Source organism: Thalassovita gelatinovora, from assembly GCF_001458355.1.
In the GTDB taxonomy this organism is placed as follows: Bacteria; Pseudomonadota; Alphaproteobacteria; order Rhodobacterales; family Rhodobacteraceae; genus Thalassobius; species Thalassobius gelatinovorus.
Map to the genome: position 1 here is coordinate 1 of NZ_CYSA01000025.1, position 12,095 is coordinate 12,095.

A 12,095-nucleotide genomic window follows, 5' to 3' on the forward strand; every position below is an offset into this window, starting at 1 on the left:
TGTTAAGATGGATCAGGGTTTCATTTCAGGCTGCTAATCTCATTGGTTCTGCTTTGCTGGCATAGGCCTCATCGGGGGTCAATATGCCGTGCGTCGAATGCGGGCGGTCAGCATTGTAGTAGGTCAGCTGACCTGCCCCCCATTGGTCCCTCGTTTATAATGAGAGTCTGCGGGTTTGATTTTGATAATCATGGGTTTCGGTTTGGGCAAGCGCGCCGTGCGCGGAGCCCTCAAATTGTTCAAGCGCTCGGCGCGCTTGCAGTGGCGTCTTGGACCTGTCGCGGTTTGATGCCGCTCCTTTGATAGCATTTACTGCAACAAAGGAGACGAACTATGGGCACAGGAAGAACGGATGAATTCCGCAAAGACGCGGTGCGAATTGCGCTGACCAGCGGGCTGACACGGCGACAAGTTGCGGATGATCTGGGCGTTGGGCTTTCGACGCTGAACAAGTGGGTGAACGCGCACCGTGGCACGGATGTGGTATCTCCCGAGGATCGCGAGCTTGCGCTGGAGAACGAACGGCTTCGGCGCGAGAACCGCATCCTCAAGGAGGAGAGGGACATCCTAAAAAAAGCCACCCAGTTCTTCGCGAGCCAAAAGCCATGAGGTTCAGGTTCGTCGAAGAACAGCGCGGTGCCTTCCCGATCGACCGGCTTTGTCAGGTCATGAACGTCAGCCCACGCGGATTGCGGGCTTTCCGCAGCCGGCCTGCCAGCCGCAGGCAGCGCACGGATATGGTTGTGCTGGCGCATATCAAGGAACAGTCGCGCTTGAGCCTGGGCAGCTACGGCAGGCCCCGAATGACCGAAGAATTGAAGGAGGTCGGTGTCGATGTCGGGCACCGGCGCGTCGGTCGCCTGATGCGCGAAAACGGAATTACTGTTGAAAGAACGCGCAAGTTCAAGGCGACCACAGACAGTGATCATACATTCAACATCGCCCCGAACCTGCTGGATCGGGACTTCAGTGCAGCCGGGCCGAACCAGAAATGGGCGGGTGACATCAGCTACATCTGGACCCGCGAGGGTTGGCTGTATCTGGCAGTGATCCTCGATCTGCATTCCCGGCGTATCATTGGTTGGGCTGTCAGCAATCGCATGAAGCGTGACCTGGCGATCCGGGCTCTGAAAATGGCCATCGCTTTCCGAGCGCCACCAAAGGGCTGCATCTTCCACAGCGACAGGGGCAGCCAATACTGTTCGCATGACTACCAGAAGATCCTGCGCCAGCATGGCTTCAAAGTCTCCATGAGCGGCAAAGGTAATTGTTATGACAATGCGGCCGTCGAGACATTCTTCAAAACCATCAAGGCCGAGCTGATCTGGCGGCGGTCATGGGCAACCAGGCGGCAAACTGAGATGGCTATCTTCGAATACATCAATGGCTTCTATAATCCGCGCCGACGCCATTCAGCACTGGGCTGGAAAAGCCCCGTCGCTTTTGAGCGGAAGGTGGCTTAAACGAGCACTTGGGGCGGCACGAAACCGTGACAGGTCCACTCCAGTTGGGTTCCTTTGGTTAGAGTGTGACGCATGAAGGGTGCTGCGATAACCGTCAGTTCACAAAGGATCGCATGGTACGCACCAGCATTTGCCTCAGAGCCACCAACCTTGGTTTCCAATGACGCCGCCGCCAAAACCCATTCGGCTGTCAAGCTCAACGCTGCCCAAACAAATACGGTGTCTGCGGCTGTTCTTGGCTCTCAATAATCGCAATTTCCTAAACCAAATCAATTCTGTAGGGGCCTCGCACCTTATGACTGAATATCAGTTGGATGGGCGTATTCACACTTGGCTGCCAAATGATCTGGCCAGATACTTCCCGCTGAAGCAATTCGTTGTTGCGCAAAATCTTTTCCCCGGCTCGCAAGGTCCCAGCTTCCCGACAACATGGGGCCATCAACGCTGAAAAGGAGAAAACCAATGACCAAAACCACCTATATCGCCACCGCACCTGATGGATCGGAACTCACTCGCAAGACCGACCGAACCTACACCCACGCGGTCTTGTTAGAGGGCAAGGAGGGCTGGAAAGCTGAGGGGTTCTGCGGACGTCTCGACCTGGCCCACAAGAAGCAACTTGAGCATCCTGGCAGTATCGTCGTGGAAGTCAAAGCGCTCGGTGACGCACAGACCGACAAGCCTAAGGCCGAAGCTACCGAAGACGCTGAACCGACCAAAGATGAGACGGTTGGACGCCCCGAAGAAGAGCCGAGCGTCGATGAGAAAATCAGGAACGCAAAGGTTACAGGTCCCGAGCGCAAGGGCAAAATCGGAGACCTTGTGCACGAGTTGTTGATGGACGAGACGTTGGATTATGTGACGATCGTGGATCGGGTCATGGCAAAGTTTCCTGATGCCAAAACCACGGCACGTTCAGTCGCATCTGTGGCGGCTGTTCTCCGCAAGAAGGGTGCTGAAGTACCCAAACGCCGGAAATCCAAGGTATGACCTCATGCGGGCAACTTGCCGAAAGGGGGCGTTGTCACTGGTCTAGTGGCGACGTCCTCAATATATTTGGCGTTCCGTTGGTCATTCATACCCGATATGGTGTCTGCAAATATCCTCGCTGAGAACGTAGCGAGAACTAATTCGGATGGGAAAACATGAAGACGATCGATCTATTTTGCGGGGCTGGAGGATTAGGAGAAGGCTTTAGACAGGCAGGATTTTCAGCGCTGTACGCCAATGACCATGAGACCCCTGCGCTTGCAACATACAAGGAAAACCATCCAGACGCAGTATGCTCGACTGATTCCATCGAGACTGTAGACCCCAAGAAAATTCGCGAAGACCTTGGCGTCGCGCCTGGACAGGTTGACGTGGTTATGGGGGGGCCTCCCTGTCAAGGCTTCTCAACCTACGGGCAGCGACGCGACGACGATGCGAGGAACCAACTGTACGTCCCGTATTTCGGTTTCGTTGAAGAGTTCCGACCTAAGGCATTTCTGATCGAGAACGTGGTCGGGTTGCTCTCAATGTCTGGAGGCGCGGTACTTGCAGACATGGTCGCCCGCGCAGAGGCACTCGGTTATGCTGCTGACGTGGTAACCTTGGACGCGTGCGAGTATGGGGTGCCGCAGCATCGTCGCCGTGTCTTCATCTTTGGTGCCGCAGACGGCCAGCGTATTGATCCTCCCCAACCGTCTCACGTTAACGGTAAGCGTAGCGGTGTCGTGCTAAACGATCAGCCTTCGCTGTTCTTCGATGGTCCGTCGATCCAGCCAGCTCTGACTGTTCGCGATGCTATTTCGGACCTGCCTGATGAGGTGCTGGTGCCGCGTGACACTCAAAAACCGATGGAATATCCCGAGCCGCCTAAGACCGAGTATCAGCGGTTGATGCGAGGTAATTCCACGGAGCTAACCCATCACTCGGCAAAAAGAATGTTAGGTATCCGCCGTTTACGGTTGGCGATGCTTCATCCTGGTGACTACGGGACCAAGATCGAAGAACGGCTGGCTGACGGCGGCCTAAATGACGAGCTCATAGACTTGATGATGGGTGGAGCTGGAATGCGCGATGCCGCAGAGTGCCGTACTCAGGACCGAGAAAAAGAGGCTGCCCTTCGGGAGGTGTTGAAGGGAGGCCATACCACACCTGCGAAGGTGATGGAATTCCTGGATAGTCAAGGGTTCGCAAACAAGTACCGTCGGTTACGCTGGGATGCACCATCGCACACGGTCGTCGCGCACATGGCTCGGGATTGTTCAGACTTCGTGCACCCCGGCATTGATCGCTTCGTCTCGGTGCGAGAGGCTGCAAGGTTCCAGTCTTTTCCTGACACCTATCGATTTCCAGGCTCGCAGTTCCGCCAGTTCCGCCAAATTGGAAACGCAGTCCCACCGTTGCTAGGCAGGGCAATGGCTGAAACAATAAAGGTTGCGATCAGTTAGGCCAGTTGGGCGACTAAGTAGTCGGTGAACTCGTCGTCCTGACCAGAGAAGCCGCTCACGTATATGTGGCGTCCGCTGGGCGTTGTTGCGTTGGACGGCGAGGTCCGCAGGTTGTAGCTGAAACAGGCCGAGAAATCCCCGTGTCCCTCAATGTAATTCCTCTTGTCCGAGGGCCGGTCGGGCGTGCCAAGCTCGCCTCGGTTCACCAAATCGCCGTGGGGCGGAGGGAACGACTTGACGTCGAGGGTGGAGAGCACGCTGAGGAGACCCTCGCCCATCATGATCCTGCTGGCGGGTATGTCGTCCGAGACCCTCTCGGCTAGGCTCACCTTGGCGTGGATGCCACCCACGACGCCGAATCCCTCGGCGTCCGGAGAGCGTCCGCCTCCCTGCTTCTCGATCATCACGTCAACCTTGCGAGAGCCGACGCGGTCGGCCACACCCATACGCGTCAGTGCAAGGCCCTTCTGCCCCTTGAATAAGGCGGTCAACCTGATCCCATGTCGGGCCAGCACTGGATTATAACGCTCGACCAGCGCGACCTCAAAGGCCTCGCCCGACGTGCGAACCCAGCTCTGGCTTGGGTCGGTTCCGATCTTCTCGCGTATGTAGATGCGGTACAAGACGTGGTGCCAGAGGTCTGAGGGGTTGGCGTCCGGACAGACTTCCGTCGCCATTACGAAAGCCTGACCGATAGCGTCGCGGCTCTTAAGCTTCGGCTTGTTCACCAGCGGCACGAAGTAGTCGGAGATTTGCTGGTACTGCTCCTCGCTTACGTTATCCAGCATCACATGGGCGACCAGTCCACGCCCGAAGTCCAAGTCCAATCTCAAGTCAAATCCCCCGCCTTCATAATTACACCACATAGTGGGGCAAATCGGTGAGGAACTTCAAGAGGTTGTATGCGGTGTTGCGCCGATTGCCTTTGGCAGCCGGGAACAGTGCATGGCGAGAATACTGTACTTATTCTGTACTCGAAAAGAAAAAGGACTTAGCGGATGAGCGCTAAGTCCTTGAAATTTTTGGCTCCGGCGGTAGGGATCGAACCTACGACCAATTGATTAACAGTCAACTGCTCTACCGCTGAGCTACGCCGGAACATGTCGGGCTGTATAGCTAGGGGATTTTCCCGCGTCCAGAGGATTTTGTCACATTTTTGCGAAAAAATTCTCAGTCCGGCCCGATCCGTGTAAACCGTGCATCCGCAGCAAGTTCGCCCACCGGGGCAACGGCATTTTTCCCTACCAGGTCAATGAGATGGGCTAAAACGTTGCGCGTCGCCGCAGGCAGCAGCGCCGCCGGCGTATCGGTATAAATCCGCCGTGCCAGACCGTCGGCAGTGTTTGCGCCCTCGCTCAGCGCCGACAGGATTTGCGCCTCGCGTCCGCGGCGGTGTTCCAGCAGCCAGTCAAGCCGCGCCCGCGGGTCGGTGACCGCAGCGCCGTGGCCGGGGAACAACACCGCCGCGTCCTGCCGCGCCAACATTTCGCATGACGCCATGAAATCGGTCAGATCGCCGTCGGGGGGCGAAACCAGCGATGTGGCCCAGCCCATCACCAGATCGCCGGTCAACACCGCGTCGCCGAAGCGAAAACACAGATGGTTGCCGTAATGCCCCGGCGTCCACAACGCGGTCAGCTGCCAATCCGCGCCTTCGATCACGTCACCATCGGCGATCAGATGATCGGGCCGAAACGCCAGATCGGGGCTTTCACCGCCGCCAAGCATCCCGGTTGCGGCCAGTTTGCGCATCACCGCGCTGCGCCCGGCATGGGTATCACCATAGCCCCAGATCGGCGCCCCGGTGCGCGCGGCCAAGGCCCGGCTCAGCGGCGAATGGTCCAGATGGGTATGGGTGACAAGGATATGGCTGATCCGCGCACCCGGCCCCACCGCTGCCAAAATCGCCTCCAGATGGGCATCACTTTGCGGACCGGGATCGATCACCGCAATCTCATCGTTGCCGACCAGATAGGTATTGGTGCCGCGATAAGTCATCGGCGACGGGTTTGGTGCCACGATCCGGCGCAGCCCGGGGGCCAGGGTTTCGGCAACGCCAATGGGGGGATCGAAATCGTCGGGCGCTTGCATGGGGCTTCCTTCCTGCCGCCCGCGCCGCTAGGCTCCGGGCATGAATTTCCAGATGAATTTCCGTTGGCTCAAACGCTATGTCCCGCGCGGCCTGTATTCAAGGGCTGCGCTGATCTTGATCCTGCCGGTTGTCACGCTGCAACTGGTGGTCTCGGTGGTGTTCATCCAGCGCCATTTCGAAGGGGTAACTCGGCAGATGACCCGCGCCACCGCGCGTGAAGTGCAACTGTTGATCGATCGGCTGCCCGGCCCCGACGCCGTGCTGCCGCCAGACCTGATCGCGCTGGCCCAGGGGTTGGAAATCGATGTCAGCCGCGTCGCTGCCGCCGATATCCCGGCCAGCAGCCTGAAACGCTGGTACGATCTGACCGGGGCAATCGTCGACGCCTCGCTGCGCGAAAATCTGTCCGATACCCGCCGGGTCGCCCTGCCCGACGATTATAACGTCCATGTCTATGTCTCGACCGCCGCCGGGCTGATCGATTTCCATTTCGACCGCCGCCGGGTTTCGGCCTCCCAACCGCATCAACTGTTCGTCAATATGGTGTTTTTCGGCGTGCTGATGACGGTGATCGCATTTTTCTACCTGCGCAATCAGCTGCGTCCGATCAAGCGGTTGGCCGAAGCCGCCGAAGCCTTCGGCAAGGGCCGCAGCGTGCCCTACCGGCCTTCCGGTGCGCTCGAAGTGCGCGCCGCAGGCAGCGCCTTTCTCGACATGCGGGCGCGGATTGACCGGCAGATCGAACAGCGCACCCTGCTGTTATCCGGGGTCAGCCACGATCTGCGCACGCCGCTGACCCGGCTGAAGCTGGGATTGTCGCTGCTCGACAGCGACGACGCCACCGACATGCTGCACGATGTCGACGATATGCAGCGAATGCTGGACGGGTTCTTGTCCTTCACCCGCGGTGCCGGCGATGTCGCACCCGAAGACACCGATCCTTGCGATCTGGTGGAACGGATCATCCGCGACAGCCAACGCGCCGAAATCCCGGTCACGCTGGGCGATGCAACGGGCTGCGATCAGGGCCGGGTGATGCTGCGCCCGCTGGCGATCCGCCGGGCGGTGACCAACCTGATCGACAACGCGGTCCACTATGGCAACCGCGCCGAAGTGTCGATCCTGCTGACCGAAAAATCGCTGCGGATCAGGATCGAAGACGACGGCCCCGGCATCCCTGCGGACCGACGTGGCGATGCGGTCAAACCCTTCACCCGGCTGGACAGCGCCCGCAATCAGAACCGCGCCAGCGGCGTCGGGCTGGGGCTTGCCATTGCTGCCGATATTGCCCGTGCGCATGGCGGGTCACTGCGGTTGGGGGAAAGCGAAAAACTGGGCGGGTTGCAGGCCGACATCGTCATCAGGCGCTGACCCCGACATCCGGCAACAGAAGCGGGCTGGCCGGATTGGCTCGGACCTAGGACAACCGGGCGCGCATCACTGCCAACGTATCGGTGGTCAGCTTGAGCAACGGTCCCGACAGCGCCCGCCCCTTGGCGGCGTCCTGAGCATCGGCGGCATGTGTCATGTCTTGCAACACCGAATGCACTTCGGCCGCACCGATCACCGCAGCCCCCCCGGCACAGCGATGCGCCTCGGCGCGGGCAGTGGCGAAATCATTGGCATCAAGCGCCGCCAGATAGGCCGGCAAAACGGCTTCGGCGTCTCTTTCGAACTGATCCAGATAACTGCCCAGGGATTCAGCGTCGAGCATATCGAGCAAACCATTGAAAACGTCCTGATCAATCATCTTCGCTACATCCACCTGTGACTGCATGTCGTCGTGTTCCTCTTGTTCCGGGCCGTTGTCCGTTCTGGAAGGTATTGCCCCCAGATCTTGGAACAACTGATCCAAAGTGCTCATCCGCAACGGTTTGGTCAGCACCCGATCCATGCCAGAATCGAGAAACTCTTTCAAATGTTCGGGCTGCGAATGCGCCGTCACGGCGACGATCGGCACGTTCCGGCTTTTGCCCGCTTGGCGCAGCATCCGGGTCGCCCCGACACCGTCCAGTTTCGGCATACTGATATCCATCAAGATCAGATCATAGGCCGTGTCGCGCCCCATCGACACGCCTTCCAGACCGTCCACCGCTTCGGCAACACTGTGCCCCTTGGCCCGCAGCATATCGACCAGCATACGGCGGTTAATTTCATTATCTTCGACGACTAATATGTCCATCAGGGCTGATTTCTCTTGGTCTTTGACGTTTCGGCGCTTCAGTGTTGCAAGATTGTCGGCGGTACCCTCTACTTTAGGCCATTCGACTTCAAGCGCAAATTCACTGCCTTTGCCCGGTGTGCTGTCCACCGAAATCCTTGCGTTCATCAATTCGGCAGAATGCTGCACAATGCTCAATCCAAGCCCGGTCCCCGAATTGAATGTGGAATAAGATTCCCGGATGGTTTCGAAATTTCCGAAAATCCGCTCCAGATCCTCGGACGCGATACCGATCCCGGTATCGATCACGCTGGCGCGGATCGCCAGATTGCCATCCCCCACGTCTTCGGCGCTCAGCGTCACCTTGATTTTCCCGCCGCTGGTGAACTTGATCGCATTGGACAACAAGTTTTGCATGATCTGCCGAAACAGAACCTCTGCGCCCTCGACCAGCAACGTGTTCGGCACGTTAGATTCGAACTTTAGAACATTGCGACCCAACCGCGCTCGCGATTCGGCCCGCACGACCAGCTTGTTCAGCAACGCAGCAGGGGCAAACGGTGCCAATTCCACCGGCGTGTTGGCCATGGCGTCCAGCCGGGTCAGTTCCAGCACGTTTTGAACCTGCTCCAACGCATCGTCGCCGCAGCGTTCGATGATCCCGGCCAATTCCAACTGCCGGGCGTTCAACAGCGTCGTTTCGCGCATCAGGTCAAGACTGGCCAGAACCCCGTTCAGCGGCGTGCGCATTTCATGGCTCATTGACGACAGGAACCGCGATTTGGCACGTTCGGCCTGCAAAGCTTCATTGCGCGCCTGCATCAGCGTCTTTTCCCGTTCTGCCTGTGCGGTCAGGTCACGAATCGACGCGATCAGCATATCTTCGTTATCGGCCCCTTTCAGGATGCCGAATCCGACCTCGATCGGAAACGGTCCGCCATCGGGCTTCTTGCCTTCCATATCCAGCCGCCCGCCGTCCTTGAACCATTTCGGCGGCGCCTTCACCCAGTCGGAAAAGCGGTTCAAAGTTTCTTTTTCAGGCAATGCGCTGATCATGAAATCGGTGAATGGACGGCCTTTAGCCTTGTTTTGATCCACGCCGAACAACTTTTCAGCCGCCGAACTGAACGACACCACGACGCCCTCTGCGTTCAGCACCACCGACGCATCGCGCGACGTTTCGACAGCGGCACGCAGATTGTTGATGGCGCGGGTGATGACACCGTTCTTTTGCCGCAGCTTCAACAACAGCGTCCCATCCAAAACAATCACCACGACCAGGAAAACCATGATCGCCGCCGTACTGACAGCAAATTGCTTCAACGCCCCGAACAACGCGTGATTATTGTCTTCCATCAGGCTTTGAACAACGATCAGATAATCGGTAACCGCGACCCCTCTGGCCCGGCCCAACCGGTCGATCGCCACGATCATGGCCCCCAGTTGGTGCGCGATTTCTGCATCCGGCAATTCCATGACAGGCTGAAATTGTGCCAAAAAATCAACCTGCGCCTTGATCAGTCGTTCAAGAGGTGTCTCGCCCGGTTCTGTCCAGCCATTGCGTTTTTCCTGCGCGTCTTCGATCCGGCTGCGGACGTCGGCGAATTCCAGGCGCAGACGCTCAAAAGCGCCATCACCCGGCGCAGACATCAAGGCCAGTTCGGACAAGTCGTGAAGCCGGGTCAGATCTATTTCAATCTCGGAAACCACCGCGCTCTGATAGCGGGTCTGGTTGTGTCGCTGCTCCAGGATATCGGCAATGCGCCACAACGTATTCGTCAGGAAAACCACAGCAATCAGCAGGGAACAGGCCAACCCAACCCAGGCGGCCCATACCCACTTCTTGCCTTGTTGCTCAAGGGTACGGGAATCCCCGAACATTCAGTTCCTCTTTTCTACAGCGGCACCGGCAATGTGAACCGTATCGATCACATCAAGATCCAAAAAATTCGCCGCTCAGTTGCGAAACAAGTCGCCTCAGATTTGTTCCTGTCAACATTCTGCCGCTGCATTACCGGCATGGACCGATGACGCATCCCTGTCCCCATGCGCGAAAGCGCACACCAAATCCCGGCCTTCCGTTTTCGGAACTTAAACGGTCCGGTTTCGCGATCCCCCCAAAACACTGTTTACCACCATGACGAGACGCTGCCACAATTCAACACTGAATTCCGCCCGAAATGTGGACTTCAGCTGATACCGGCTTCATCTCCTGTCAGACCTCCAACGTCCCAAGGCCCGGACGCACGGGCGGTTTCACCGATCAAAACCACGACCGTGGCAAGCACAAGAACCATACGCAGAAACACGGGGTACAAAGGTTAATTTCCTATTAATATTTGTTAAATTGGTACCGCTATCAGATGGATAAGACAATCTAGACTTCAGACTACTCATACATACTAAAGTATGGTATTTCTGTTATTCTTGCTTGTTCTTCGCGCTCAGGATGATCTAATCGAAAAAAGAAAACGTAAAATAATCCTACCGGCTAGCCGTTTGTATACTCGAGTAACTAGTTCGTATGGCTAAAGGTAAAAGAGGTACTTATGAACGACACCAGCACTAAAATCCGTGTTCTGATCGCAGACGATCACGGTATGATCCTGGACGTATTGTCGATGTTCCTTTCGACCCAGCCGGACATGGACGTCACCACAACAACCGATCTTGACGGGGCTCTTTCCGCCATTACCGCCAATGGCGGCTATGATGTTGTTCTGTTGGATTACAACATGCCCGGCATGAACGGAACGCAGGGACTGACCCGCGCCATCAAGATGAACAAAAGCCGCCCGGTCGCCATCCTCACCGGCACGCCGACCCGCCGCATTCTCGATGAATCGCTGGCCAAGGGCGCGGCCGGTCTGGTGCCCAAAACCATGCCTGCCAAAAGTCTGGCCATCGCGATCCGCTTCATGCATGTCGGTGAAACCTATGTGCCGCTCGACCTGATGCGAGAAGACACATCGGATTCGGGTGACGGCGTCGGCAAACTCAGCGCGCGCGAAAAAACGGTTCTGGAATGTCTCGGTGAAGGCAAGCAGAACAAGGAAATCGCCAATTCGCTGCAATTGTCCGAAGCAACGATCAAGATGCATGTGAAATCGATCTGCAAAAAGCTGGGGGCAAACAACCGAACCCACGCTGTGATCACCGCACGCGACCAGGGTCTGCTTTGACCCCCGGTCGGTGCGATTTCCCCTGCCTTCTTTGACCGTTCACGTTCAGAATGATCCCTTCATCCGGTCGCGCAAGCGGCCGATTGCCGCTTTCTTGATCTGCGACACCCGTCCGGTGGTCACGCCCAGGATGGCGCCAACTTCGTAGATGTTCATTTCCTCCACGTAATACAGTTGCAGCACCAGCGCCTCGCGCTCGGGCAGTTCCGACACCGCTTTTTTCATGATGGCGCGGATCTGTTGGTGCTGGGTGGCGTCTTCGGGATTGACGCTATTGTCTTCAAACAGCGCCGAATGATCCGAATACACCTCGTCCAGCGATTGGGTCTTGTTGGCCTGAAACCGGGATTCCCAGTTCAGATATTCCTCGATCGGCAATTCCAGTTCGGCCGCCATTTCCTGTGGTGTCGGATCACGGCTCAGCTTCTGCGCCAGCGTCCGTTCGGCGATGCGGGCCTTCTGCTGCATTGAAATCGTCGACCGGCACAGGTTCGAATTGCGCCGCAGCAAATCGACAATCGCGCCGCGCACCCGGATCGCCGCATAGGCAGAAAAACTGACCCCTTCTTGCACCGTATAGCGCCGGCTGGCGTCGATCAGGCCAAGATACCCGGCCTGCAACAGGTCGTCGATTTCGGCAAACTGCCCCACGCGCCCCATGAAATGCCAGGCCAGTTTACGAACCAGCGGCATATGCTCTTTGACCAGAGTGTCCGGGTCGGTTGTTTGTTGGGTATAACCCTTTTGTGCAATCATTACCGT

At 57.5% G+C, this 12,095-nt stretch carries 9 protein-coding genes, 1 tRNA gene and 1 pseudogene; 5 read left to right on the forward strand and 6 right to left on the reverse strand.

All coding sequences use genetic code 11. The annotated features are described in order from the left end of the window. Window positions 1–154: 154 nt before the first annotated feature. A pseudogene (locus tag TG4357_RS19805) lies at window positions 155–274 on the reverse strand (IS3 family transposase); the annotation flags it as partial. A gap of 59 nt (window positions 275–333) precedes the next feature. On the opposite strand from TG4357_RS19805, the gene TG4357_RS12275 reads away from it, so the two are divergent. From TG4357_RS12275 to TG4357_RS12285, 3 genes are all read left to right on the forward strand, one after another. Next, window positions 334–1,463 (forward strand): IS3 family transposase gene (locus tag TG4357_RS12275; RefSeq protein WP_139193705.1). Its coding sequence is split into 2 segments (ribosomal slippage): window positions 334–568 and window positions 568–1,463, totalling 1,131 coding nucleotides; the frame shifts between segments, so codons are not numbered across the junction. 462 nt (window positions 1,464–1,925) lie between these two features. After that, on the forward strand, window positions 1,926–2,453 hold the full coding sequence (locus tag TG4357_RS12280) for a hypothetical protein (RefSeq protein WP_058263200.1): 528 nt from the start codon (window positions 1,926–1,928) through the stop codon (window positions 2,451–2,453). 155 nt (window positions 2,454–2,608) lie between these two features. Then, a complete protein-coding gene (locus TG4357_RS12285; protein ID WP_058263201.1) occupies window positions 2,609–3,898 on the forward strand; it encodes a DNA cytosine methyltransferase in 1,290 nt (429 codons plus the stop codon). On the opposite strand, the gene TG4357_RS12290 is transcribed toward TG4357_RS12285, so the two are convergent. The 3 genes from TG4357_RS12290 to TG4357_RS12300 all read right to left on the reverse strand — a co-directional run bounded on the left by TG4357_RS12290 (window position 3,895) and on the right by TG4357_RS12300 (window position 5,989). Continuing rightward, a complete protein-coding gene (locus tag TG4357_RS12290; protein WP_058263487.1) occupies window positions 3,895–4,731 on the reverse strand; it encodes a BsaWI family type II restriction enzyme in 837 nt (278 codons plus the stop codon). The genes TG4357_RS12285 and TG4357_RS12290 overlap by 4 nt on opposite strands. A gap of 190 nt (window positions 4,732–4,921) precedes the next feature. Beyond that, window positions 4,922–4,996 (reverse strand) — tRNA-Asn (locus tag TG4357_RS12295). Window positions 4,997–5,068: 72 nt separating this feature from the next. Further along, a complete protein-coding gene (locus TG4357_RS12300; RefSeq protein ID WP_058263202.1) occupies window positions 5,069–5,989 on the reverse strand; it encodes an MBL fold metallo-hydrolase in 921 nt (306 codons plus the stop codon). Window positions 5,990–6,041: 52 nt separating this feature from the next. Here TG4357_RS12300 and TG4357_RS12305 point away from each other — a divergent pair, with 52 nt between their 5' ends. Beyond that, window positions 6,042–7,361, forward strand: a complete 1,320-nt coding sequence (locus TG4357_RS12305) for an ATP-binding protein (RefSeq protein WP_058263203.1) — start codon at window positions 6,042–6,044, stop codon at window positions 7,359–7,361. Window positions 7,362–7,407: 46 nt separating this feature from the next. Here TG4357_RS12305 and TG4357_RS12310 read toward each other — a convergent pair whose 3' ends face one another. Then, window positions 7,408–10,032 (reverse strand): hybrid sensor histidine kinase/response regulator, encoded by a 2,625-nt coding sequence (locus TG4357_RS12310; RefSeq protein WP_058263204.1) that lies wholly within the window; start codon window positions 10,030–10,032, stop codon window positions 7,408–7,410. A gap of 668 nt (window positions 10,033–10,700) precedes the next feature. On the opposite strand from TG4357_RS12310, the gene TG4357_RS12315 reads away from it, so the two are divergent. Further along, window positions 10,701–11,333: a response regulator transcription factor gene (locus tag TG4357_RS12315; RefSeq protein WP_058263205.1), complete on the forward strand. Its 633-nt coding sequence runs from the start codon at window positions 10,701–10,703 to the stop codon at window positions 11,331–11,333. Between the two features lie 45 nt (window positions 11,334–11,378). On the opposite strand, the gene TG4357_RS12320 is transcribed toward TG4357_RS12315, so the two are convergent. Continuing rightward, complete coding sequence (locus TG4357_RS12320; protein ID WP_058263206.1) at window positions 11,379–12,089, reverse strand: sigma-70 family RNA polymerase sigma factor; 711 nt, start codon at window positions 12,087–12,089, stop codon at window positions 11,379–11,381. Window positions 12,090–12,095 lie beyond the last annotated feature (6 nt).

Coding starts and splice junctions, on each gene's coding strand:
- TG4357_RS12280 (WP_058263200.1), top strand. CDS start 1,926: ATGACCAAAACCACCTATATCGCCACCGCACCTGATGGATCGGAACTC.
- TG4357_RS12285 (WP_058263201.1), top strand. CDS start 2,609: ATGAAGACGATCGATCTATTTTGCGGGGCTGGAGGATTAGGAGAAGGC.
- TG4357_RS12300 (WP_058263202.1), bottom strand. CDS start 5,989: ATGCAAGCGCCCGACGATTTCGATCCCCCCATTGGCGTTGCCGAAACC.
- TG4357_RS12305 (WP_058263203.1), top strand. CDS start 6,042: ATGAATTTCCGTTGGCTCAAACGCTATGTCCCGCGCGGCCTGTATTCA.
- TG4357_RS12310 (WP_058263204.1), bottom strand. CDS start 10,032: ATGTTCGGGGATTCCCGTACCCTTGAGCAACAAGGCAAGAAGTGGGTA.
- TG4357_RS12315 (WP_058263205.1), top strand. CDS start 10,701: ATGAACGACACCAGCACTAAAATCCGTGTTCTGATCGCAGACGATCAC.
- TG4357_RS12320 (WP_058263206.1), bottom strand. CDS start 12,089: ATGATTGCACAAAAGGGTTATACCCAACAAACAACCGACCCGGACACT.